This is a genomic window from Kribbella sp. VKM Ac-2566, assembly GCF_004366005.1.
Lineage (GTDB): Bacteria > Actinomycetota > Actinomycetes > Propionibacteriales > Kribbellaceae > Kribbella > Kribbella pratensis.
Genome location: NZ_SODT01000010.1, coordinates 156588 through 180508, shown reverse-complemented (window position 1 = coordinate 180508; position 23921 = coordinate 156588). Strand labels below are relative to the sequence as shown.

Here is a 23921-nt window from a genome sequence, read left to right as displayed (position 1 = left end):
AGTCTGTCATTGAACCTGCGTTAAAAACTTTCCCGCGATCCCGGATTTGTCGGCAGGCCGAACTAGGGTGGTTGGGTGGCTGATCCGTCCTCGTACCGTCCCGCTCCGGGATCGATCCCCGACTCGCCCGGTGTCTACCGTTTCAGCGACTCCGGCGGCCGGGTGATCTACGTCGGCAAGGCGAAGAACCTGCGCGCGCGGCTGTCGTCGTACTTCCAGGACGTGGTGAACCTGCACCCGCGCACGCAGGCGATGGTGACGACGGCCGCGAAGGTCGAGTGGACGGTGGTCTCGACGGAGGTCGAGTCGCTGCAGCTGGAGTACTCCTGGATCAAGGAGTACGACCCGCGCTTCAACGTGAAGTACCGCGACGACAAGTCGTACCCGTGGCTCGCGATCACCCTCAACGAGGAGTATCCGCGGGTGATGGTCGGTCGCGGCCAGAAGAAGAAGGGCGTGCGGTACTTCGGTCCGTACAGCCACGCGTGGGCGATCCGGGAGACCGTCGACCTGCTGCTCCGGGTGTTCCCGATGCGCTCGTGCAGCAAGGGCGTGTTCAACCGGCACCGCCAGATCGGCCGGCCCTGTCTGCTCGGGTACATCGGCAAGTGCGCCGCGCCCTGCACGGGGCAGGTGACCCAGGAGGAGCACCGGCAGATCGTCGACGATTTCGCCGCGTTCCTCTCCGGCCAGACCGCGACGTACGTGCGCCGGCTGCAGAAGGAGATGCAGGCCGCGGCCGCCGAGCTCGAGTACGAGCGAGCCGCGAAGATCCGCGACGACCTGGCCGCCCTGGAGAAGGCGCTGGCCAAGAACGCGGTGGTCCTCGGCGACGGCACCGACACGGACGTGATCGCGCTCAGCGAGGACCCGCTGGAGGTCGCGGTCCAGATCTTCTACGTCCGCGGCGGCCGGATCCGCGGTGAGCGTGGCTTCATCGCCGACAAGGCCGACGGTACGGCGTCCACCGCCGACCTGGTGTCCCGGTTCATCCAGCAGACGTACGCCGGGGACTCGGCCGACGCGATCCCGCGGGAGATCCTGGTCCCGACGATGCCCGAGGACGCGGCCGCGCTGACCGAGTGGCTCGAGGCGACGCGTGGCGCGCGGGTGGACATCCGGGTCCCGCAGCGCGGCGACAAGAAGGCGCTGATGGAGACCGTCGAGCGGAACGCGCTGCAGACGCTGACGATGCACAAGACCAAGCGGGCCAGCGACCTGACCACGCGCAACCAGGCGCTCGAGGAGATCCAGGCCGCGCTCGACCTGCCCGAGGCGCCGCTGCGGCTGGAGTGCTACGACGTCTCGAACCTGCAGGGCACCGAGGTGGTCGCCTCGATGGTCGTGTTCGAGGACGGCCTGCCGCGCAAGAGCGAGTACCGGCGGTTCGTGATCAAGGGCGTCGACGGGCAGAACGACGTCGCCTCGATCGCCGAGGTGCTGACCCGGCGGTTCAAGCGGCTGCTCGACGAGCGCGCGACGATGACCGGTGACGAGGATCCGAGCGGCACGCTGATCGACCCGGAGACCGGGCGGGCGAAGAAGTTCTCGTACGCACCCGGCCTCGTGGTCGTCGACGGTGGTCCTCCGCAGGTCGCGGCGGCCCGGCAGGCGATGGACGAGCTCGGCCTCGGCGACATCCCGGTCTGCGGCCTGGCGAAGCGCCTGGAGGAGGTGTGGCTGCCGGACGAGGAAGACCCGGTGATCTTCTCGCGGACGTCGGAAGGTCTCTACCTGCTGCAGCGGCTCCGGGACGAGGCGCACCGGTTCGCGATCACGCACCACCGCAACCGGCGGTCGAAGTCGATGGTCGAGAGCGTCCTCGACGAGGTGCCGGGGCTTGGTGAGGTCCGGCGGAAGACGCTCCTGCGGCACTTCGGGTCGCTGAAGAAGTTGCGGCTGGCCACGATCGACGAGGTGGCGGATCTGCCCGGTTTCGGGCGCCGTACGGCGGAGTCCGTCGTACTCGCGGTTAACGCTGCCGCAACGAAGGCGGAAACCGGCCGGGCTCCGTCGGTGAACACGGCCACAGGCGAGATACTGGGGGACGACGTCCCGGCGCCGGCCGAGACGCCTGACGGGGATCCAGGGAGAACTGAGAACTGATGGACGACACAGGCGGCAACCTCATCATCGTGTCCGGTATGTCGGGCGCGGGACGGAGCTCCGTCGCCGACGTACTGGAGGACCTCGGCTGGTTCGTGGTGGACAACCTGCCGCCGATGTTCCTGACCACGCTCGTCGAGCAGGTCGTCGGGACCGGCGCGGCACCGCGGCTCGCGGTCGTCGTCGACGTCCGGACCGGCCTGTTCTTCGAGGAACTGAGCTCTGCGATCCACGACCTGCGGCTGAAGGGGTACCGGCCGCTGACGTTGTTCCTGGAGGCGTCCGACGACGTCATCGTGCGCCGGCAGGAGAGCGTCCGCCGGCCGCACCCGCTGCAGGGCGAGGGCCGGTTGCTCGACGGCATCCAGCGTGAGCGCGAACTGCTCGGCGACATCCGGGCCGGCGCCGATCTGGTGATCGACACCTCGAGCTTGAACATCCACCAGCTCGCCGCGAAGATCGTGAACGCGTTCGGCGACGAGGAGAACGCGGAGCTGCGAGCGACCGTGGTGTCGTTCGGGTTCAAGTACGGCATCCCGGTGGACGCCGACGTGGTCGCCGACATGCGCTTCATCCCGAACCCGTACTGGCAGCCCGACCTGCGCCCGATGACCGGGCAGGACAAGCCTGTGTCAGACTTCGTGCTCGGCCATCCGCTGGCCCAGCAGTTCCTGCAGAACTACGTGGACGTGCTGGACACCCTGCGGACCGGCTACCTGAACGAGGGCAAGCGCTTCGTCACTGTCGCGATCGGCTGCACCGGGGGTAAGCACCGCAGCGTTGCGATGGCGGAGGAGATCGCCCGCAGGCTGCGCGAGAAGGGGTCACCGACGTTAGTGGTACACCGGGATCTGGGGCGGGAGTGAGCCGGGCGCCCAGGGTCGTCGCACTGGGTGGGGGACATGGCCTGGCCGCATCCCTTTCCGCGCTTCGTCATGTCACCGATCAACTGACCGCCGTCGTCACGGTCGCCGACAACGGAGGCTCGTCCGGGCGGCTGCGTCGAGAGCTCGGCGTACTGCCACCAGGTGATCTGCGGATGGCGCTGGCCGCGCTCTGCCGTGACGACGAGTGGGGCCGGACGTGGGCCGACGTACTGCAGCATCGCTTCCGCAGCAACGGTGAGCTGCACGACCACGCCGTCGGCAATCTGCTGATCGTCGCGTTGTGGGAGCTGCTCGGCGAGGCGGTCGACGGACTCGACTGGGTCGGCCGGCTGCTCGGCGCGGAGGGCCGGGTGCTGCCGATGTCCGCCGTACCGCTGGACATCACTGCGCGGGTGCTCGGGCTGGATCCCGAGCATCCGGAGCTGATCACGGAGATCCGCGGTCAGGCCGAGGTGGCGTCGACCGAGGGCCACGTCGTCGACGTCGCGCTGGATCCGGCCGACCCGCCGGCTTGTCCCGAGGCCCTGGTGGCGATCGCGGAAGCGGACTGGGTCGTGGTCGGGCCGGGATCCTGGTTCACCTCCGTCATCCCGAACCTGCTGGTGCCCGCATTGTGCCGCGGTCTCGAGCAGACGAGCGCCCGCCGGCTCCTGACATTGAACCTGGGGGAGCAGAAGGGGGAGACCGACGGGTTCTCGCCCGAGACGCATCTAGAGGTGCTGGCCGGCCACGCGCCGGATCTCCGGATCGACGTCGTACTCGCCGACGCCGGTCACGTGCCCGACCCCGAGTCGCTCCGCCGTACGGCGGAATCCCTCGGGGCCGAGCTGGTGATCGCCGACATCGCCGACGAGGACCGCGAGCTCCACCACGCACCGGACAAACTCGCCAAGGTCTACCGGGAGATCTTCTTAAGGCCCTAGTCGAAGTCGGCGTCCACGTCCTTCTTGGCGGTGTACACCTGCTTGCCCTGGGCGTCGTACCCGCGAACTCGGACGTTCTTGATGTCCGAGTTCCCGCCGGTGAGACCCCAGATGTAGTAGCCGTTGGAGATCAGCGCGCGGGTCGGGCCCTGCTTCGGCAGGTCGACGACGAGCTGTGCGACGCCGTCCGGCACCATCCCGAAGCTGAAGTTGTCGGCGAACTTCCCGTTCGCCTGCACGGCGCTCCGCGTGTAGTCGTACGCGCCCTTGGCCGTCGGCGCCAGCATGTGGCACCACGCGTACACCTTCTTGTCCGGCGAGATCAGTACGGTGGTGAGCTTCTTGCCGGTGCCCGTCTTGAGCGCGACCTGCCACTCCTTCGTGACCGGGCCGGCGGCCTTGATCCGCGGATCCTGAGCTCCACTGCTGCCACTGAAGTAGATGTCGTCCACTTCACGGCACCGCGTGGTGACCTGCTCGTCGGTCAGCGGACTGACCGGCGGCGCGGGAGCGAGAGCCTTCCCGGTCAACGGGTCTTTTGTCAGTACGACGTTCGGTGTGATCGGCTCGGCGGTCTTGACCGTGACGCTGTCCGGGACAGAGGGCCTCGTGGTCGGGAGCGGCGGTCGTGTGTACTCGAAGACCTTGCGGCCTTGCTCGTCGTACCCGCGGACCTGCCGCACCCGCCCGCTGGTCGAGGCGTCGAATCCCAGCGAGTAGAAACCATTCTCGCCGAGAAGTGCCTGCCGCGGCTCGGTCTCGCCGTCAAGGTTGACCAGGACCTCGCGGACACCGTCCGGAACCCGGTTCGCCACCCCGCCCGGAGACTTGATCGACGCGTCCGCCTTTGTGCTCACCCGGCCGTATGACTGCGCCTGCCCGACGCTGATCAGCGTGCAGGTGCTGACGATGGACCGGTCCGGCGACAGGAAAATCGCCTGTACTCGGTTGCCGGTGCCGGCCTTCGCGACGACCTTCCAGCGGGCGTCGAGCGGCTGAAGTTTGTCGAGGGGGTTGGCACCGTGCTCGCGCAAGAAGTCGACGTACTCCTTGTCGGCCTGCTTGCACTGGTCGCGCAGGTTGGCATCGCTGAGCTGGCTGACCGGCGGAGGCGCCTGGACCTGCGCGCCGGTCTCGTCCTTGATGACCCGACCGGTCGTCGGATCCAGCGTGAGCCTCGGGCCGTCCGCTGGACCGGTGGTCTCGCTGCGGTTCGCGGACCACGTGGCGACACCGGCGATGATGACGCCCGTGGTGAGGACCGCCGTCGAGACCGTTGCGATCCGGGTCTTCCGCACGGAGCGCCGGGCCCGGACGAGCAGATCGTCGACGTCGGTGGTCAGTGGCTGGTCGGAGTCGTCGGCGGCAGCGGCCAGCAAGCGTTCGATGTCCGTGGTCATGAGGCGCTCCTTTCGGTCTGGTCGAGAAGTTCGCGGAGGCGGGTGAGGCCGCGGGACGTCTGGCTCTTCACGCCGCCGACGCCGATACCGAGGATGTCGGCGGTCTGTTCGAGGCTGAGGTCGGTGTAGTGCCGCAGTACGACGCACGCACGTTGGCTCGGCGGCAGCGCGCCGAGCGCCTGTACGACGAGCATCCGGTCGTCGACGGCGCCGACCGGATCGGGCTGCGGCCCGGTGTTCTCGTCGGCGTCGACGAGCCGCTCCCGCCGCCACGGTTTCCTGGACTGGTCGAACACGGCCGTGACCAGGCATTGATGCGCATACCCGTTCAGCCCTTGGGTGCGGTCGATCCGGTGCCAGCGGCGGTACACCTTCACCAGCGCGTCCTGCGCAGCGTCCTCCGCCCGGTGCCAGTCGCCACACATCAGGTACGCCGTTCTGCGCAGCCGCCGGATCGTGGTCGCGGCGAACTCGGTGAACTCGGCGTCGTCCGGTCCCTTCATGCCCCTCCTCTCAGAACTTCGCCGGAGTAACGCACTCAGCGCGCGGAAAGGTTGCAATGCGCGTAACCGGGGCAGCTTCCGCCCGTTGGGTCTTTGACACGGGTGGGAGGATGGCCTTCATGGCGATGACAGCACAGGTGAAGTCCGAGTTGACCAGTATTCAGGTGACGAAGCCGTGTTGCCGCAAGGCTGAGGTCTCGTCGATCCTGCGGTTCGCCGGCGGGCTGCACCTGGTGTCCGGACGCATCGTCGTCGAGGCCGAACTGGACAGCGGCGCCGCTGCCCGGCGGCTGCGCAAGGACATCGCGGAAATCTTCGGTCACCCGTCGGACGTGGTCGTGATCTCGCCCTCGGGCATCCGGAAGCAGACCAAGTACGTCGTTCGCGTCGTCCGGGACGGTGACGCGCTCGCGCGGCAGACCGGCCTGGTGGACAACCGTGGGCGTCCGGTCCGCGGGCTCCCGCCCGCGGTCGTTTCCGGTGCGTCCTGTGACGCTGTGGCGGCCTGGCGCGGTGCGTTCCTCGCGCACGGTTCGCTGACCGAGCCGGGCCGGTCGTCCTCACTCGAGGTGACCTGCCCCGGGCCGGAGGCGGCGCTCGCACTGGTCGGTGCGGCGCGGCGGCTCGGGATCGGTTCGAAGGCGCGCGAGGTGCGGAACGTGGACCGCGTGGTGATCCGCGACGGTGACGCGATCGGCGCTCTGCTCACGCGCCTCGGTGCACATGAGTCCGTGCTGGCGTGGGAAGAGCGGCGGATGCGTCGCGAGGTCCGCGCGACCGCGAACCGGCTGGCCAACTTCGACGACGCGAACCTGCGTCGCTCCGCACGAGCCGCGGTGGCCGCGGGCGCGCGCGTCGAGCGGGCGCTGGAGATTCTCGGCGACGACGTACCGGATCACCTGCAGGTCGCGGGCAAGCTGCGGCTGGAGCACAAGCAGGCCAGCCTCGAAGAGCTCGGCCAGCTGCACGAGCCGGCCCTCACCAAGGACGCCGTCGCCGGCCGGATCCGCCGGCTGCTCGCGATGGCCGACAAGCGCGCCAGCGACCTCGGCGTCCCGAACACCGAAGCAAACCTCACCCCGGAGATGCTCGACCCGGCCTGACCGGATCGTTAGCGGCAGCAGATGGATGAACGGCCAAGCCGGACAGACCGCCGACGGCGCGAAGGAGAGGGCGGCCGGATCACGGGCCGCGAAACCCGCGCTCGGTCTCGGCTGATCGAGCGCTGATCTCCGTTCGTCCCACCCCCGGATGACTGCGGGGGCGGGGCGGCGCGGCCGAAGGTTTTCCCGGGATTTCCGGGGTTTTCGAACCTGACCGGTTCCTTTTGGCGGTTGGCTCGCCGAGGGTGTGCGTGCCCATTCGCGCACATCCTGTCCCGGATCGTGCGCGTCTCCCGCCCAAGGAGTAACGCATGAAGCGCATTCATCGCGCCGGTCTGGCCGCGACCGCGATCGCCGGTCTGGCCGTCGTCACCATCACCGTGAACGTGCAGGCCGCCCAACCCGGTGGCTCCGCCGTGTCCCCGGTGGCCGCTGCCCGCGCCAACGCCGCACAGCTCGGCATCGGCGACGGCAGTGACCTGGTCGTCCGTGACGTCATCGTGGACAGCGACGGCAGCAGCCACGTCCGGTTCGACCGCACGTACCAAGGTCTGCCGGTCGTCGGCGGCGACGTCGTCGTACACCAGGACAAAGCCGGCAAGAGCCGGTCGGCGACTGGTGGGGTCGGCAAGCTCGCGCTGTCCGTGAAGCCTGCTGTCTCTGCCGCGTCCGCAGCCGCTGCCACCAAGCAGAAGTCCGCCAAGCAGCAGCTCGTCGTCTTCGTCACGAACACCGGCCAGTCCAAGCTCGCGTACAAGGTCGTCAGCGAGGGCCGCAAGGCCAACGGCGAGCCGACCGGTACCGAGACGTACGTCGACGCCCAGAACGGCAAGGTCCTGGACAGCTGGACAACGGTGAACGACGACCTCGGCAGCGGCACCGGCCTGTACGTCGGCACCGTCGGCCTGGACACCACGAAGTCCGGCACCAGCTGGACGATGGTCGACCCGGTCCGCGGCGGCAACGCGACGTACAACGCCGGCACGCTGTTCTCCGACGCCGACAACGTCTGGGGGACCGGCAGCAACTCGAACGCGCAGACGGCCGGCGTGGACGCTCACTACGGCATCGCCAAGACGTGGGACTACTACAAGAACGTGCACGGCCGCAACGGCATCGCGAACGACGGCAAGGGCGCGAAGTCCTACGTCCACGACGGCGCGTACGTGAACGCCTCCTGGAGTGACTCCTGCTTCTGCATGAAGTACGGGGACGGCGACCCGAGCCAGGGGATCGGCCCGCTCGTCGAGCTGGACATCGCCGGGCACGAGATGAGCCACGGCGTCACCAGCCGCACGGCCGGCCTGCGCTACAGCGGTGAGTCCGGCGGCCTGAACGAGTCCACGTCGGACATCTTCGGCACGGCCGTCGAGTGGTACGCCGCCAACAGCCAGGACACCCCGGACTACGTGCTCGGTGAGGAGATCTTCACCGACTACAACCCGGCGACGAACTACATCCGGCGGCTCGACAAGCCGTCGCTGGACGGCGCCTCCGCCGACTCGTGGTCGAAGAGCGTCGGCCGGCTCAACGTGCACTACTCGTCCGGTGTCGGCAACCACTTCTTCTACCTGCTGTCCGAGGGCAGCGGCGCGAAGACGATCAACGGCATCGCGTACAACAGCCCGGCCGCCAACGGTGTCACGGTCACCGGGATCGGCCTCAGCAAGGCCGAGAAGATCTGGTACCGCGCGCTGACGACGTACATGACGTCCCGGACCGACTACCACGGCGCCCGGACCGCGACGCTGAACGCCGCCACGGACCTGTACGGCGCGAGCAGCGCCGAGCGGGCCGCGGTGGCCAAGGCGTGGGCGGGGGTGAACGTTCTGCCGTAGTTGAGTGAACAGCAGTGCGAACGGCGGTTTCCGGAGAGACATTCCGGAAATCGCCGCTCGTCGTACCAGCCAGTGGTCTGGTCTGAAGCCGTGAAAAATAACCGGTGGTCTCATCTGGACGCTACCAGTTGATCGAGTGGGCTGTTGGGCTAGTGTTCGGGCTGTAGCGGCAGTGCCAAAGCTAGTTCTGAGGAGACGCAGACCCGTGACCGTACGCGTAGGTATCAACGGCTTCGGCCGCATCGGCCGTAACTTCTTCCGCGCCGTGCAGGCGTCCGGTGCCGACATCGAGGTCGTCGCCGTCAACGACCTGACCGACAACCAGACCCTCGCCCACCTGCTGAAGTACGACTCGATCCTGGGCCGGTTCCCGGGTGAGGTCTCCGCCACCGAGGACGACATCACCGTCGGCGGCAAGAGCTTCAAGGCGTTCGCCGAGCGCGACCCGGCCAACCTGAAGTGGTCGGACGTCGGCGCCGACGTGGTGATCGAGTCCACCGGCTTCTTCACCGACGCCACCAAGGCCAAGACGCACGCCGACAACGGCGCCAAGAAGGTCATCATCTCCGCCCCGGCGAAGAACGAGGACCTGACCGTGGTGATGGGCGTGAACCACGACCTGTACGACGCCGAGAAGCACACCGTGATCTCGAACGCGTCCTGCACCACGAACTGCATCGCCCCGCTGGCCAAGGTTCTGAACGACGCGTTCACGATCGAGAAGGGTCTGATGACCACGATCCACGCGTACACCCAGGACCAGAACCTGCAGGACGGCCCGCACAAGGACCTGCGCCGCGCCCGCGCCGCCGCGCTGAACATCGTCCCGACCTCCACCGGCGCCGCGAAGGCGATCGGCCTGGTGCTGCCGGAGCTCAAGGGCAAGCTGGACGGCTACGCGCTGCGCGTCCCGGTCCCGACCGGCTCGGCGACCGACCTCACCGTCACCGTCGGCCGCGAGGTCACCGTGGACGAGGTCAAGGAGGCCTACAAGGTCGCCGCGGCGGAGGGTTCGCTGAAGGGCTACCTGACCTACACCGAGGACGAGATCGTCTCGACCGACATCGTCACCGACCCGGCGTCCTGCATCTTCGACGCGGGCCTGACCAAGGTGATCGGCAACCAGGTGAAGGTCGTCGGCTGGTACGACAACGAGTGGGGTTACTCGAACCGCCTCGTCGACCTGGTGAACCACGTCGGCGCGTCGCTCTGACATTCCCACAAGCTTTGCGTCCGAAGGCAGCCCTGGTGCTTCTTCGGGCGCAAAGCTCGTTCTCACGAGGAAGCTGAACTGTGAAGACCATCGAAGACCTCGGCGACCTGGCCGGGCAGCGGGTGCTGGTCCGGTCCGACCTGAACGTGCCGATCAAGGACGAGGTGATCGGCGACGACGGCCGGATCCGCGCGTCGCTGCCGACTCTGGTGAAGCTGGCGAAGGCGGGCGCGAAGGTGATCGTGACCGCGCACCTCGGCCGTCCCAAGGGCGAGCCGAACCCGAAGTACACGCTGGCCCCGGTGGCCAAGCGGCTCGGTGAGCTGCTGCAGCCCGAGGGCATCACGGTGCGCTTCGCCTCCGACGTCACCGGCGACGCGGCGCAGACCGCCGTACAGGATCTCGACGAGGGCGAGGTCCTGCTGCTGGAGAACGTGCGCTACGACCCGCGCGAGGAGAGCAAGGACGAGGCCGAGCGGGGCGCGCTGGCCGATGAGCTCGCGGCGCTGGCCGACGTGTTCGTCAGCGACGGCTTCGGTGTCGTGCACCGCAAGCAGGCCAGTGTGTACGACGTCGCGCGCAAGCTCCCGCACGCCGCGGGTGGCCTGGTGCTCGCCGAGGTCGGCGTACTGAAGAAGCTCACCGAGGACCCGGCCCGGCCGTACGTCGTCGTGCTCGGCGGCGCCAAGGTGTCGGACAAGCTCGCGGTGATCGACAACCTGATCGCCAAGGCCGACAAGCTGCTGATCGGCGGCGGCATGGTCTTCACGTTCCTCAAGGCGCAGGGCCACGAGGTCGGCAAGAGCCTGCTCGAGGACGACCAGCTGGACGTCGTCCGCGGCTACCTGAAGGATGCCGGCGACAAGATCGTGCTGCCGACCGACATCGTGGTCGCGCCCGAGTTCAAGGCCGACTCGCCGGCCACCGTGGTGGCCGCGGACGCGATCCCGGCCGACCAGCTCGGTCTGGACATCGGCCCGGAGTCCGGCAAGGCCTTCGCCGCCGAGGTCGCCGCGGCGAAGACGGTCTTCTGGAACGGCCCGATGGGCGTGTTCGAGATGGCGGCGTTCGCCGGCGGAACCAAGGCCGTCGCGCAGGCGTTGACCGAGGTGGACGGGCTGAGTGTCGTAGGCGGCGGTGACTCCGCGGCCGCCGTACGGCAGCTAGGCTTCGCCGACGACGCGTTCGGCCACATCTCCACCGGTGGCGGCGCGTCGCTCGAATACCTGGAGGGCAAGGAGCTCCCGGGTCTCGCGGTACTGGAAGAGGACTGAGATGGCAGGCGACAACTCAGCTGCCCGTACGCCGTTGATGGCGGGCAACTGGAAGATGAACCTGAACCACGTCGAGGCCGTGCACCTGCTGCAGAAGCTGAGCTGGACGCTGCAGGACAAGAAGCACGACTTCGAGCGGGTCGAGGTGGCGGTGCTGCCGCCGTTCACCGACATCCGCAGCGTGCAGACGCTGGTCGACGGTGACCGGATGAAGATCAAGTACGGGGCGCAGGACGTGTCCACGCGCGACGCCGGCGCGTACACCGGCGAGATCTCGGCGGCGATGCTCACCAAGCTCGGCTGCACCTACGTGCTGACCGGGCACTCCGAGCGCCGGCAGTACCACAACGAGACCGACGAGGTCGTCAACGCCAAGACCGCGAAGGCGCTCGAGGCCGGGCTGGTCCCGATCATGTGCGTCGGCGAGGGCCTGGAGATCCGGAAGGCCGACGGTCACGTCGAGCACTGCCTGGGTCAGATCGACGCCGGGCTGGCCGGACTGAAGCAGGACGACGTCCGCAAGGTCGTCATCGCCTACGAGCCGGTCTGGGCGATCGGCACCGGAGAGGTCGCGACGCCGGAGGACGCGCAGGAGGTGATCGCCGCGATCCGGGGCCGGATCGAGGAGACGATCTCACCCTCGGTCGCCGACTCGGTACGGATTCTTTACGGTGGGTCGGTGAAGATGGCCAGTGCAAGTGGCATCATGGCCCAACCGGATGTCGACGGCTGCCTGGTCGGAGGTGCGAGCCTTCAGGTGGACGAGTTCGCCGGCATCTGCCGTTACCTGGACCTTCAGTTAGGCTACTCCTCGTGATTCTCGCTTTCTCGATCGTCGTGATCGTCTGCAGCCTGTTCCTGACGCTGCTGGTGCTGCTGCACAAAGGCCGCGGTGGCGGCCTCTCGGACCTGTTCGGTGGCGGTGTGTCGTCCAGCCTCGGCGGCTCGTCGGTCGCCGAGCGGAACCTGGACCGGATCACGATCGGCGTCGGTCTGATCTGGTTCGCCGCCATCGTCGCGCTCGGCCTGCTCTACAAGCTCGGCTGAGGGGAGTAGGTTCGCGTGGCTGGTGGTGGCAGTGCGATTCGTGGCAGCCGGGTCGGTGCCGGGCCGATGGGCGAGGCGGAGCGCGGCGACACCGCGCCCCGGCAGCGCATCGTGTTCTTCTGTGCGAACGGGCACGAGACCGCAACCTGGTTCGCGGTCGAGGCCTCCATCCCGGAGGAGTGGGACTGTCCACGGTGCGGTCTGCCGACCAGCACCGATGTGAACAACCCGCCCCCGCCGCCGAAGATCGAGCCCTACAAGACCCACCTGGCCTATGTGAAGGAGCGCCGCTCCGAGCAGGAGGCGCAGGAGATCCTCGACGAAGCCCTCGAGAAGCTCCGCGCCCGCCGCGCCCGCGGCGAGGTCATCTTCTAGCAAGTACGTCTGAGCCCGGACCGACCTGGTCCGGGCTCAGACGTACTTGTACCCCCTGTGGTCGGGTGGGCGCAGCGCGCTAGGGTCGGCGGCATGAAGACGTCGATCGCGCCCGTTCGCTGGACCCCGCCGCCCGCACCGCCGGTGCGGCATCCCAAGGGCATCGACGTCGAGGTCGTCGCGTTGCCCGGCGCCGGCCCCGAGGACACGCTGATCGACGACGACGGCAGCGTCCTCACCGGTCTGTACGACGGCCGCATCCTGCGCGTCAGCGCCGACGGCAAGACGATCAGCACCCTCGCCGACACCGGCGGCCGGCCGCTCGGCCTGGAATGGCTGCCGGACGGCAAGGTGCTGATCTGCGACGCGAACCGCGGCCTGCTGACCCTCGACAAGAACAATCGGATCACCACCCTGCTGTCCGAGATCGACGGCCGCCCGATGCGGTTCTGCAACAACGCGGACGTCACCGAGGACGGCACGATCTACTTCACCGACTCGTCGACCCGGTTCGGCATCGACGAGTGGATGGCCGATCTCCTCGAACACTCCACGACCGGCAGCGTGTACCGCCGTACCCCCGACGGCGAGGTGACCCGGCTGGCGACCGGTCGCGGCTTCCCGAACGGCGTGGCGCTCAGCAGCGATCGCCGTACCCTCTTCTGGGCCGAGACCGCGATGTACGGGCTCTACAAACTCGACCTCACCACCGAGGGCGCGGCGCCGGTGCAGATCGCGTCGATCCCGGGGCTGCCGGACAACATCGCGCGTGGCTCTGACGGCCTGATCTGGGTCGCGGTCGGGTCGCCGCGCAACGCCGTACTCGACCTGCTGCTGCCCAAGCCCCCGGTGCTCCGCAAGGTCGTCTGGTCGCTGCCGGACGCGCTGAAGCCGAAGGCCGCGGACATCATCGAGATCCAGGCGTACGACGAGACCGGCGAACTGATCCACGACCTGCGCGCCAAGCACCCGAACTTCCACATGCCCACCGGCGTCCGCGAACGCGACGGGAAAGTGTGGCTAGGAAGCATCGGCACGAGCTCCCTAGCCACGTTCCCGACGCCGGCCCGTTAGGGCTTAGGCGGCGGGACCTCGCCCCGCGGCTGCGGTGACTCCGGGACCTCGGTGCCGGCGTCGTGGCCGTTGCCGGCGACGACGAGCGAGAAGGCGTCGCCGTGGTTGCTGACTCCTTCGATGACCGCAGCCTCGACCGCCTCCGAGCCGATCTCGCTGCGCAACATCAAGGGGTCGGTGCGCAGGTCCTTGGCGAGCGCGACCGCGAGTCCGACCATCACGACCGCGAACGGCAACGCCGCGACGATCGTGAGGTTCTGCAGGCCTTGCAAGGCGTCCGCGCCACCTCCGCCGGCGAGCAGCATGACCGCCGCCACCGCACCGGTCAGCACGCCCCAGAAGATCACCAACGGTTTCTTCGGCTCGATCGCACCACGCTCGGACAGCGTGCCCATGACGATCGACGCGGCGTCCGCACCGGACACGAAGAAGATCGCGACCAGCAGGACGACGATGACCGTCGTGACCGCGCCCAGCGGGATGTGGTCGAGCATGCCGAACAGCTGACCCTCGGTCGTCGACGCGCCGGCGATGTCGGTACCGCCACGCTGGATGTCGATCGCCGTACCGCCGAAGATGCAGAACCACAGCACACTGACCAGCGACGGCACCAGCAGGACGCCGGTGACGAACTGCCGGATCGTGCGGCCGCGGCTGATCCGCGCGATGAACATGCCGACGAACGGCGTCCACGAGATCCACCAGGCCCAGTAGAAGACGGTCCAGCCGGACAGCCAGGTGGCCATCGCGTCGCCGCCGCTGGCCTCGGTCCGCGCGGCCATGTCGGCCAGGTCGCGGAAGTAGTCGCCGATCGCGGTCGGCACCAGGTTCAGGATCAGCACGGTCGGGCCGACCACGAACACGAAGACCGCGAGAACGACGGCCAGCACCATGTTGATGTTCGAGAGCCACTGGATGCCCTTCGCGACGCCGGAGACCGCCGAGGCGACGAAGGCCGCGGTGAGTACGGCGATCACGCCGACCATGACGGCGTTCCCGGTGTTGTCCAGCCAGCCGAGGATCCGGACACCGGAACCGATCTGCAGCGCGCCGAGCCCGAGTGACGCGGCCGACCCGAACAGGGTCGCGAAGATCGCCAGCCCGTCGATCACCTTGCCGATCGGTCCTTCGGTACGGCGTCCCAGCAGCGGAGCGAACGCCGCGCTGATCAGCTGCGACCGCCCGCGCCGGAACGTGCCGTACGCGATCGCGATGCCGACGACGGCGTAGATCGCCCACGGGTGCAGGGTCCAGTGGAACAGCGTGGTCGCCATCGCGGTCTCGAGGGCCTCCGGCGACCCGCCCTGGACGGTGCCGGGCGGGGGACTGGTGAAGTGCGAGAGCGGCTCGCTGACGCCGAAGAACATCAGCCCGATGCCCATGCCGGCGCTGAACATCATCGCCACCCAGGACACGGTCCTGAACTCGGGTTCCTCGTCGTCCCGGCCGAGCGGGATCCGCCCGTACCGTCCGGCGGCGAGCCAGATCACGTAGACGACGAAACCGGAGGCCAGCAGCACGAACAGCCAGCCGGTGTTCTCCTCGACCCATCCGAGGGCCGAGGTGGACGCCGTACCGAGACCGGCGGCGTCGGCGATGCCCCAGGCGACGAAGGCCAGGGCGATGACCGCGGTGACACCGAAGGTGACGCGGTCGAGTCCGGAGCCGCGACTTCGGCTGCCGGGTGCTGGGGGTGTTGCGATGGCGGGATGGGGTGCGGGGTCTCGGGTGTCTGCCTGGTTGTCGATATCGATCGCCACAGGTAAGTCACGCCTCGCTTAGGCGCGCCTCCGTTCTGTTGTGTCGGGAAAAGTGCCTTACGACCGTGTCGAAGATCGTGGCAAAACGCAACAATCGTGCTTTCGGCCACACTCGGTAGGGTGCGGTCATGCGTTTCGGGATCGCGATTCTGCCGGAGTACCGCTGGCACGACGCCGCGCCGCGGTGGCAGCGAGCCGACGAGTACGGCTTCGACCATGCGTGGACGTACGACCACCTGACCTGGAGCGGCCTCCAGGACTCACCGTGGTACGGGACGACGCCGACACTGACGGCGGCCGCACTCGCCACGTCGAGGATCAAGCTCGGCACGTTCGTCACCTCGCCGAACTTCCGGCACCCGCTGGCGCTGACCCGCGACATCCTCGCGATCGACGACGTGTCGGACGGCCGGTTCCTGTGCGGGATCGGGGCCGGCGGCAGCCTGGACGCGACGATCCAGGGCGGGCCCGACCTGACGCCACGGCAGAAGCAGGACCGCTATCAGGAGTTCGTGCAGCTCCTCGACACCCTGCTCACCACGGACGGCGTCGACTTCAAGGGCGAGTACTTCGAGACGCGCAACGGCCGGACGCTGCCTGGTTGCGTCCAGCAACCACGTGTCCCGTTCATCCTGGCCGGCAACGGGCCGCGCTCGCTCAAGTTCGCCGCCCGGCACGGCGACGGCTGGATGACGACCGGGGGAGCGGCGGACGACCTGGACAGCTGGTGGGCGTCGGTCGCCGACCTCAGCCACCGCCTCGACGACCTCCTCGAAGGTCGCCACCTGGACCGGTACCTGTCCCTCGACTCCAAGGTCTACGCGCTCTCCAGCCCGTCCGCCTTCGAGGACGCCGTCGGCCGCGCCGCCGCTCTCGGCTTCACCGACGTCATCACCCACTGGCCCCGCACCGAGGGCGTGTACGCCGGCTCCGAAACCGTCCTCGAGCAGATCGTGAGCGACGTCGTACCGCGATTGCGCTGAGCGCGGTAATGCGGCGAAAGGGCCGCACACCTGATGGTGTGCGACCCTCTCGTCAGTGTGCTGGAAGGGCGATCAGGAACCGATCGCGCGGATGTTCTCCGCCTGCAGACCCTTCTGGCCCTGGGTGATCTCGAACTCCACGCGCTGGTTCTCGTCCAGCGAACGGAAGCCCGACATCTGGATGGCGGAGTAGTGCGCGAACACGTCCGCGCCACCGTCATCCGGGGTGATGAAGCCGAAGCCCTTGTCAGCATTGAACCACTTGACAGTACCGACAGCCATTTGTCTATCTCCTCGATGGCTATTAACAATCCGCGACCCACACCTCATGAGCCGCGCGTCGCCGAAAGGCCCCAGACGACAGACCGGCCATGCAGCACAGCAAAAGTCAGGGAGTCCAAAACTGCAACGCCATAACTGTAGCCGTTCTGCGGCCTGATGGTAGAGGTGACCACAAACACGTGTCGCTGATTGTCGCGACTCGCTACCCTCCGTGCACGCCCGAATCTGGGCAGCACAGGGCCGGTCCAGAACCGGAAATCCCGCGCGACCTGCTGTTTCGCAGCCGCAGGTCGGGACGGGACGTTGGCAACGAAGGACAATGGCCCGGTACGCCGGGTGATGGGCGCATGATTCTGATCGGAGTCACCGGCGTGTCGCGCGGCTGTGGACAGTTGCGCGACAGGCAACGCGGCAGGAACAGCGAGGAGGCAACGATGATCGTCAGCGTGACCCGGAGCGGTGGTTTCGCCGGCCTGACCAAGCAGGCCGAACTCGACACCAGCGACCAGCCGGACGCCGACCGGCTGGAGGCCGCAGTCCGGGAGTTGGGTGCAAAGGACCTGGGCACCGGCCGGCCGCAGCCGGACCGGTACGTGTACCGGCTGGAGGTACGTGACGCCGCCGACGTCACGCACCACACGGTCGCAGAGCAGGACATGGACGCGACCACAGCCTGGCTATTGGACCGCATCCTGAGCTAGCGCCAGTCGATCTCAGGTGACCGGTAGAAGTTGACGTCGAGCACCTCCCAGCGGGGCCCCTGCTCGGCCAGCCGGTCGCGGTACGTCGTCCAGTCGAGCGCGGACTCCTGCGACCATCCGAGCTCGGCGATGCCCGGCAGCCGCGGGAACGTCATGAACTCGACCTTCTCCAGATCGTCGAGCGTCTCTGTCCACAGCGGCGCCTCGACGCCGTCGATCGCACTCGCAGGCACGTTCGGGACCAGCGTGGCCGGGTTCCAGCTGTAGGACTGCTCGACGCTGACCAATCCGGCCCACTGCAGACCGAGCGGCGTCTCCTCGTGGTACTTCATGTCCAGGTACGCCCGGTTGGCGGGGGACAGCACCAGAGTCGCCCCCTGCTCCACTGCCTTCTGCGCCAGCACCTGAGCCTTGGGGTCCTCGGTGCCCCAGTACTGCACGACAGTGCCGGCAGGCAGCGACCCGTCGGCGATCTCGTGCCATCCCATCACCCGCTTGCCGTGCTTGACGACCAGCTCGGCGGCCTGGGGTACGAAGGCGAGGTACTCCGAGTGCGGGGTCGAGTGGGCCTCGTCGCCACCGAGGTGCAGGAGCTCACCGGGCGTCTGCTCGGCCACCTCCCGGAACACGTCGTCGAGGAACGCGTAGGTCACGTCCTTGTCGATGGCGAACGAGCTGAACCCGACCTCGGTCTCCGTATAGAGCTCCGGCGCCTGGTCACCCTTGTTCAGCTCGGGGTACGACGCCAGAGCCGCATTGGTGTGTCCTGGCGTGTCGATCTCCGGTACGACGGTGATGTAGTGCTCCGCGGCGTACTGGACGAGCTCGGCGTACTCCGCCTTCGTGTAGTAGCCGCCTGTGCCGCCGCCGACCTGCAGACTGCCGCCGTACTCCGTGAGGCGCGGCCAGGAGTCCACCTGGATCCGCCAGCCCTGGTCGTCCGAGAGGTGCAGGTGCAGCCGGTTGATCTTGTAGAGCGACACCAGGTCGATGAACTGCTTCACCTGGTCGAGGGTGAAGAAGTGCCGCGACACGTCGAGCATCACGCCGCGGTACCCGTACCGCGGGAAGTCGGAGATCGTCGTACCGGCGATCTCCCACGGACCCTCTTGCTCGCTGTTGGCCTCGGCCTTGGCGGGGAGAAGCTGCCGGAGTGTGGTGACGCCGCGGAACAGGCCCTCGGTGGTCGCCGCAGTGACGGTCACCCCGGACGCGTCTGCGCGGAGCTCGTAGCCCTCAGCACCCAGCGACTCTGCGCCGTCGGTGGACAGCGTGATCGTGCCGGTGCCTTCCTGGACAGGCAGCTCGAAACCGGTCGACCGGCGGAGCTGAGCGGCGAACCGGTCCGCGATCGGTTGGGCGGAGGAGTCGGCGATGCCGATGGTGGCGTCGGGCTGCAGCGTGAAGGTCTCGTCGGGGAGTGCCTGCTGCGCCGTGGGCTGCGGAATCATGATCGAAAGTGTTCGCGGCTCCCGGCATTACGTCAAGAGGCTTCAATACCGCTTGGCCGACTCGATCGCCTGCGCCACATAGCTGCCGCCGAACAGCACGACATGCACCAGCAACGGGTGCAGCTGGTGCAGCTGGTGCAGCTCGATCCGCTCTCGCCACCCGTCTCGCAGCGGGTGCGCCTCGTCGTACGCGCGCAGCACGTGGTCCAGCCGCGGTAGCCCGAAGAGCGCGAGCATGGCGAGGTCCGTCTCTCGGTGACCGCCGTGAGCAGCCGGATCGATCAGGTGTACGCCGTCCGGCGTCCAGAGCACGTTGCCGGACCACAGGTCGCCGTGGATCCGGCACGGCTCGTCGGACGGGTCGTCGTACGCACCTGCCTCCAGGCGAGTGCAGACGCGCTCGATGAGGTCCAGGTGGATGCCGTGGTCGTGGGCGGCCCGCAGGTACGGCCGTAGCCGCAGGTTCGCGTAGAACTCGCCCCACGACCGCACGGGCTCCACTGCGTGCGGCAACGGGACGGTGCCGATGTAGCCGTCGCCACTCCACCCGTCGGGCGGTACGCCGAAGTAGCGGGCGCCGGCGTCATGCGTGACAGCCAACCGCTGCCCGAATTCCTCGGCCGCGGACTCGGTCGGCGCAGACGTGTCCAACCTGCTCGTCGCCAGCTGAGTGGGGGAGACCTGGAGCGGCTCAGCGACCGGCACTCCGCCAGGAACCGCCAGCCAGCGCAGACCGGCCGCCTCGACCTCGAAGAAGCCCGCGGGTGCGTCAGACCGGCTCTTCACAAACGGCGTGGTCATCCCGGCACTCTGGCACGGTCCGTCGCTGTCGAACCAGCAGGGGCTCGCTGAGCATGACGAGAGTTGCGGCCGCGGTCAGCAAGCCGCCGACGAGTGCTACCGCTCGTACAGTAGTGGTGTCGATCAGTGCGCCGCCCACGAACGCTCCGGCGGCGATGCCGACGTTGAACGCCGAACTGGTCCCGGCAGACGCGATGTCGGTGCTGCCCGGGGCGATCTGCAGCGTCCGGCTCTGTACGGCGACTGCGAGCCCGCTGAACGCCAGACCGATCACTGCGATCAGCGCGACCGTCACGACCTGCACCTGTCCCAGCGCGTACAGCCCCAGCAGGCCGATCGTGATGAGGCCGAGCGGCAGGACGGTCGCGCCCCACGGGTACCGATCCAGGACGCGTCCGACGATCACCGTGCCGGCCAGTCCGCCCGCACCGCTGGCCAGCAGCATCGGACCGAGCACCTCGGACGAGAACCCGGAGATGTCCAGCAAGAACGGCGTGATGTACGTGTTGAACGTCAGGAATCCGGTCACGCCGACAGCGGACGCGACCAGCAGGACGACGTACCGCCGCAGGTCGGGGGAGCTGCCCCGGCGGGACGGACTGTCCTGCACCTCGGTGCGCGGCAGCAGGACGGCGATCCCGACGCCGGCGGCAGCTCCGAGCACCGTCATCACCACGAACGGCACCCGCCAGCCGGCCTGCTCTCCGAGCCAGGTGCCGACCGGGATGCCGAGAATCGGCGCCAGCGCGGTACCGATCGCGAGCCGCGCGACCACCCGGCCGCGAAACTCCGGCGGGAACAGACTGGTCGCGATCGGCGGGGCGATCGACCAGAACAGCGCCTGTGAGAGTGCGATCAGCAGCCGCGCGGCGAACAGCGTCTCGTACGACGGAGCGGCCGCCGAGAGCGCCGTGGCGGCGGTCAGGACCCCGAGGGTGCCGGTCAGCACGACGCGACGGGGCAGGTGGTGGGTGAGTCGGGCCAGGGGGATGGACGCGAGTACGACGACCGCGGCGTACCCGGTGACGAGGAGGCCGACCTGGGAGCGCGATCGCTCGAGGTCGTCGGCGATCACGGTCAGCAGACCGATCGGAAGCACCTCGACCGTCACGAACGAGAAGGTCGAAACGCCGAGGAACACCAGTGCGGCGGTTGCTCGGCGGGACGAGAGAGGCATGAGTCACCTGATTCCAGTAAAGATTCGGACAGTGGTAGCATCTCATCCATGACCGACAGTTCTCACGCGGAATACCGCATCGTGGGCGGACATCCCGTTCTCGACCTGGTGAACACGGTCACCCCACGGTTGCGGGGCGGCGACCCGGAGCGGGACTACCTCACCTCGCCGTCCGAGCTGATCGCCTGGGCGCATCGGATCGGACTGATCGATCTGCGGGACCACAGCGCCGTCGAAGGCACCTGGCGCTCGGCGCCGGAGCTGGCCACGAAGGCCCTCAATGCGACGCTGGAGATCCGCGAGGCGGCGTACGACGTGTTCGCGCCGCGAGCGACCGGTGCTGTGGTCGCGGGCGACGGCGTCAAGCACAGCGAGGGTTCCGCGTTCGAGCGGTTGATGCTGCGCTGGTCGGCGGCCGCCGCGCGGTCGATGCTGATCCCGGATCCGGGCCGGGACCGCGGGATCGCGGAGCTGGTGGTCGGGACGTCGCCGGCGCAGTTGATCCCGGATCGGCTGGTGGTGGCCGCGGTCGAGCTGGTGCGCGGCGTCGAGCTGCGTCAGTTGCGGGCCTGCCCGGTCGCGGACGGAGGCTGCGGCTGGCTGTTCCTCGACCGCAGCCGGAACGGTTCGCGGCGGTGGTGCGCGATGGAGGACTGCGGGACGCGGGCGAAGATCCGCAAACTCGGTGAGCGCCGACGTGCTACCGGCGTACAGCGGTTTGAGGGGTAGCGCGCTCGAACCTTCACTGTCAGCGACCGGCTCAGTGGCCGAGAACGCGTGTCGAAAGGTGCGAATTGTCCCCGCGACCTGTCATCGTAGGCGGCCGGGCCTTCCGACAAGAGGGCCCTGGCCGGACCTGCCCCTCATGAGGGACAGGCTGACGAAATTGATTGTGGAGGACAGATGACGCAGGTGGCAGAGCAGCCGGGCAGTACTGCCGGGCGGCTCGGCTCGGTGGTTCTGGATTGCCCGGACCCACTCGAGCTCGCCCAGTTCTACTCGGCGCTGCTGGGGCTGGAGATCGACGAGAACGGTGACGAGGACTGGCGGAGCCTGACCGGCCCGGGGTCGTCGCTGGGGTTCTCGACGCTGGCCTTCCGGCGCTCGGAGGAGTACGTGCCGGGCACGTGGCCCGGCACCGACGCGCAGGATCTCCACCTCGACCTGATCGTCGAGGACCTCTCCAGCGGGCATGCGACGGTGGTTGCCCTCGGCGCCGAGCCGCTCGATCCGCTGGACCCGCCGCCCGCCGAGAACGCGCGCGGCTGGCGGATCTACGCGGATCCCGCAGGGCATCCGTTCCGGATCTGCCTCGAGTGAGTCACCGAAGAGCCCGCCCCTTTCCCGGGGCGGGCTCTTCACTTGTTCAGGCGCCGGCGAACGGGAAGTGCCGGCCCTCGACGTACCGCGGCCGCGGCTGGTAGCTGTTCACCCCCGGCTCACCGCGCAGATGGAACGCGCTCGGGTACGGCGACTCCGGATCGGTGATCCGCGTCGACGTCGGGATGTAGCGGATGGTCAGCCCGCAGCGCCGATCCGGCGACGTGTTCGCGTTGCTGCCGTGCACGATGTTCGGATGGTGCACCTCGACGTCGCCCGGCGCGAGCACCATGTCGACGGCCTGCGACTCGTCGACCTCGACCGCGATCTCCTTGCCGAGCACGCTCTCCACGTCGGTGTTGTCACGCATCCCGGCGACCCCGGAGCGGTGACTTCCCGGGATCACCCGGACGCACCCGTTCTCCGGCGTCGAGTGGTCGACGGCCAGCCAGAGCGTCACCACCTCCATCGGATCGAGCGGCCAGAACGCGGCGTCCTGATGCCAGAGCACCGGCTGCCCGGAGTACGGCGGCTTGGAGATGTAGTGGGACGCGAACAGCGCGATGTCCGGCCCGACGAACTTCTCGGCGATGTCGACGAGCCGGTCGTCGCTCACCAGCCGGACCCAGAACGGGTCGTCCTTCAGGTAGATGTGGCCGAGCTGCTCGGGCCGTACGTCGGGATGCCGGGCCTGCAGCCACTCGACATGATCGTTCACTTCCTTGATCAGGTCTTGGTCGATGACGTCGCGGAAGATGACATATCCATCGGTTTCGAACATGCCTCCAGCGTCCGGGGGTGACGCATCCGAGGGCTAGCAGCCGTACGACGAGAATTTGTACTGTCTTGATGTGGATCAGATCCTGCGCTTCGAGGCGCACGCGTTCGGCCGGCCGTACCACGCGGCGCGGGTGCGGATCCCGGCCCGAGCCCGCGACACCGAACTGCACACGCACGCCGACTTCCACGAGTTCATGGGAGTCGTGTCCGGCAGTGGCGAGCACCTGCTGACCACCGGCGCCGTGCCGCTGCGTGCCGGCGACGTCGTCCTGGTCCGGCCGAGCGACCGCCATGCGGTCCGCGGGGCGGCGCCCGACGGTCTGGAGTTCGTCAACGTGGCGTTCCCGAGCTCGATCTGGCAAGGGTTCCTGGACCTGACCCGCACCCCGACCTGGACCTCCCGGGGCCCGGTCAGTTTCCATCAGCCGGCCGCCGTACCGCTCTTCGAGCACGCCCTCGACCGCTTCCAGAACGCCCCGACCGCCTACCACCTCCTGCGCTTCTGGACCGACCTTCTCGACCTGCTGGCACCAGGAGACCCCGGCGGCTCAGGGATCCCGGACTGGCTGGCCAAGGCATGTACGTCGATGCGCGCCGAGGAGAACCTCCGCGGCGGCGTACCGCGCCTCCTCGAACTCGCCGGCGTCAGCGCCGCACACCTGTCCCGCTCGATGCGCGCGGCGTACGGCGTCACCCCGACCGCCTTCGTCACCGACCTCCGAATGGAACACGCCGCATCCTTGCTAGCAGCCACCAACGCCACGATCGCCGCCATCGCATCCCGCTGCGGCTTCACCAGCCAGTCCTACTTCACCCGCTGCTTCACCACCGCCCACGACCTCTCACCACGAGATTTCCGCCGCCGATCCCAACGCGCCTTCGTCCCGTAATCTACGTCACGTTGAGAAAAATCGACACCGTGT

The 23921-nt window shown here is 68.3% G+C and carries 24 protein-coding genes; 16 read left to right on the top strand and 8 right to left on the bottom strand.

Annotated features, from left to right (window positions below):
* Positions 1-75 precede the first annotated feature (75 nt).
* The 3 genes from uvrC to yvcK are packed head-to-tail and all read left to right on the top strand — an operon-like array spanning position 76 to position 3916.
* The gene (gene uvrC, locus EV647_RS19225) at positions 76-2106 is read left to right on the top strand and encodes an excinuclease ABC subunit UvrC (protein WP_134004784.1); all 2031 of its coding nucleotides are present in this window, start codon (positions 76-78) and stop codon (positions 2104-2106) included.
* A complete protein-coding gene (gene rapZ, locus EV647_RS19220) occupies positions 2106-2972 on the top strand; it encodes an RNase adapter RapZ (protein ID WP_130385510.1) in 867 nt (288 codons plus the stop codon). The genes uvrC and rapZ overlap by 1 nt, the downstream gene beginning before the upstream one ends.
* Positions 2969-3916 carry a uridine diphosphate-N-acetylglucosamine-binding protein YvcK gene (gene yvcK, locus EV647_RS19215; RefSeq protein WP_134004782.1) on the top strand — a complete coding sequence of 316 codons (948 nt, stop codon included), beginning with the start codon at positions 2969-2971 and terminating at the stop codon, positions 3914-3916. The genes rapZ and yvcK overlap by 4 nt, the downstream gene beginning before the upstream one ends.
* Here the strand turns inward: yvcK and EV647_RS19210 are convergent.
* Positions 3913-5316 carry a hypothetical protein gene (locus tag EV647_RS19210; protein ID WP_134004780.1) on the bottom strand — a complete coding sequence of 468 codons (1404 nt, stop codon included), beginning with the start codon at positions 5314-5316 and terminating at the stop codon, positions 3913-3915. The two genes, yvcK and EV647_RS19210, sit on opposite strands and share 4 nt — an antisense overlap.
* Positions 5313-5819, bottom strand: a complete 507-nt coding sequence (locus EV647_RS19205; RefSeq protein ID WP_134004778.1) for a SigE family RNA polymerase sigma factor — start codon at positions 5817-5819, stop codon at positions 5313-5315. Before EV647_RS19205 ends, EV647_RS19210 begins: the two co-directional genes overlap by 4 nt.
* Before the next feature lie 119 nt (positions 5820-5938).
* Between EV647_RS19205 and whiA the strand changes: the two genes are divergently transcribed.
* From whiA to EV647_RS19165, 8 genes are all read left to right on the top strand, one after another.
* Positions 5939-6922, top strand: a complete 984-nt coding sequence (gene whiA / locus EV647_RS19200) for a DNA-binding protein WhiA (protein ID WP_130448357.1) — start codon at positions 5939-5941, stop codon at positions 6920-6922.
* Between the two features lie 311 nt (positions 6923-7233).
* Complete coding sequence (locus EV647_RS19195; RefSeq protein ID WP_134004776.1) at positions 7234-8760, top strand: M4 family metallopeptidase; 1527 nt, start codon at positions 7234-7236, stop codon at positions 8758-8760.
* A 205-nt stretch (positions 8761-8965) separates the two neighbouring features.
* The gene (gene gap / locus EV647_RS19190; RefSeq protein WP_134004774.1) at positions 8966-9973 is read left to right on the top strand and encodes a type I glyceraldehyde-3-phosphate dehydrogenase; all 1008 of its coding nucleotides are present in this window, start codon (positions 8966-8968) and stop codon (positions 9971-9973) included.
* Positions 9974-10053: 80 nt separating this feature from the next.
* Entirely contained in the window at positions 10054-11247 is a 1194-nt protein-coding gene (gene pgk, locus EV647_RS19185) for a phosphoglycerate kinase (protein WP_134004772.1), read from the top strand.
* 1 nt (position 11248) lies between these two features.
* A complete protein-coding gene (gene tpiA, locus EV647_RS19180) occupies positions 11249-12064 on the top strand; it encodes a triose-phosphate isomerase (protein ID WP_134004770.1) in 816 nt (271 codons plus the stop codon).
* Complete coding sequence (secG, locus tag EV647_RS19175) at positions 12061-12294, top strand: preprotein translocase subunit SecG (RefSeq protein ID WP_130385521.1); 234 nt, start codon at positions 12061-12063, stop codon at positions 12292-12294. Before tpiA ends, secG begins: the two co-directional genes overlap by 4 nt.
* A 15-nt stretch (positions 12295-12309) precedes the next feature.
* Complete coding sequence (locus EV647_RS19170; protein ID WP_130385522.1) at positions 12310-12669, top strand: RNA polymerase-binding protein RbpA; 360 nt, start codon at positions 12310-12312, stop codon at positions 12667-12669.
* 93 nt (positions 12670-12762) lie between these two features.
* Positions 12763-13743 carry an SMP-30/gluconolactonase/LRE family protein gene (locus EV647_RS19165; RefSeq protein ID WP_134004768.1) on the top strand — a complete coding sequence of 327 codons (981 nt, stop codon included), beginning with the start codon at positions 12763-12765 and terminating at the stop codon, positions 13741-13743.
* Here the strand turns inward: EV647_RS19165 and EV647_RS19160 are convergent.
* Complete coding sequence (locus EV647_RS19160; RefSeq protein WP_134004766.1) at positions 13740-15503, bottom strand: BCCT family transporter; 1764 nt, start codon at positions 15501-15503, stop codon at positions 13740-13742. The two genes, EV647_RS19165 and EV647_RS19160, sit on opposite strands and share 4 nt — an antisense overlap.
* Before the next feature lie 128 nt (positions 15504-15631).
* Here EV647_RS19160 and EV647_RS19155 point away from each other — a divergent pair, with 128 nt between their 5' ends.
* Complete coding sequence (locus tag EV647_RS19155; RefSeq protein ID WP_134004764.1) at positions 15632-16486, top strand: LLM class flavin-dependent oxidoreductase; 855 nt, start codon at positions 15632-15634, stop codon at positions 16484-16486.
* 72 nt (positions 16487-16558) lie between these two features.
* Here the strand turns inward: EV647_RS19155 and EV647_RS19150 are convergent, their stop codons facing one another.
* Positions 16559-16768, bottom strand: a complete 210-nt coding sequence (locus EV647_RS19150; protein ID WP_130385526.1) for a cold-shock protein — start codon at positions 16766-16768, stop codon at positions 16559-16561.
* Between the two features lie 347 nt (positions 16769-17115).
* On the opposite strand from EV647_RS19150, the gene EV647_RS19145 reads away from it, so the two are divergent.
* Entirely contained in the window at positions 17116-17469 is a 354-nt protein-coding gene (locus EV647_RS19145) for a protealysin inhibitor emfourin (RefSeq protein ID WP_238177291.1), read from the top strand.
* Here the strand turns inward: EV647_RS19145 and EV647_RS19140 are convergent.
* From EV647_RS19140 to EV647_RS19130, 3 genes are read right to left on the bottom strand one after another with little or no spacing between them, the layout of a single operon-like run.
* Entirely contained in the window at positions 17466-18920 is a 1455-nt protein-coding gene (locus EV647_RS19140) for a beta-N-acetylhexosaminidase (protein ID WP_134004762.1), read from the bottom strand. The genes EV647_RS19145 and EV647_RS19140 overlap by 4 nt on opposite strands.
* Positions 18921-18962: 42 nt before the next feature.
* Positions 18963-19721 (bottom strand): fructosamine kinase family protein, encoded by a 759-nt coding sequence (locus EV647_RS19135; protein ID WP_134004760.1) that lies wholly within the window; start codon positions 19719-19721, stop codon positions 18963-18965.
* Entirely contained in the window at positions 19690-20898 is a 1209-nt protein-coding gene (locus tag EV647_RS19130) for an MFS transporter (RefSeq protein WP_134004758.1), read from the bottom strand. Before EV647_RS19130 ends, EV647_RS19135 begins: the two co-directional genes overlap by 32 nt.
* Before the next feature lie 48 nt (positions 20899-20946).
* Between EV647_RS19130 and EV647_RS19125 the strand changes: the two genes are divergently transcribed.
* A complete protein-coding gene (locus EV647_RS19125) occupies positions 20947-21627 on the top strand; it encodes a CGNR zinc finger domain-containing protein (protein ID WP_134004756.1) in 681 nt (226 codons plus the stop codon).
* Between the two features lie 174 nt (positions 21628-21801).
* Positions 21802-22218 (top strand): VOC family protein, encoded by a 417-nt coding sequence (locus tag EV647_RS19120; RefSeq protein ID WP_133789105.1) that lies wholly within the window; start codon positions 21802-21804, stop codon positions 22216-22218.
* A 46-nt stretch (positions 22219-22264) separates the two neighbouring features.
* Here EV647_RS19120 and EV647_RS19115 read toward each other — a convergent pair whose 3' ends face one another.
* The gene (locus EV647_RS19115) at positions 22265-22999 is read right to left on the bottom strand and encodes a phytanoyl-CoA dioxygenase family protein (protein ID WP_134004755.1); all 735 of its coding nucleotides are present in this window, start codon (positions 22997-22999) and stop codon (positions 22265-22267) included.
* Between the two features lie 70 nt (positions 23000-23069).
* On the opposite strand from EV647_RS19115, the gene EV647_RS19110 reads away from it, so the two are divergent.
* Entirely contained in the window at positions 23070-23888 is an 819-nt protein-coding gene (locus EV647_RS19110; protein WP_134004753.1) for an AraC family transcriptional regulator, read from the top strand.
* The last annotated feature ends 33 nt before the right edge of the window (positions 23889-23921 follow it).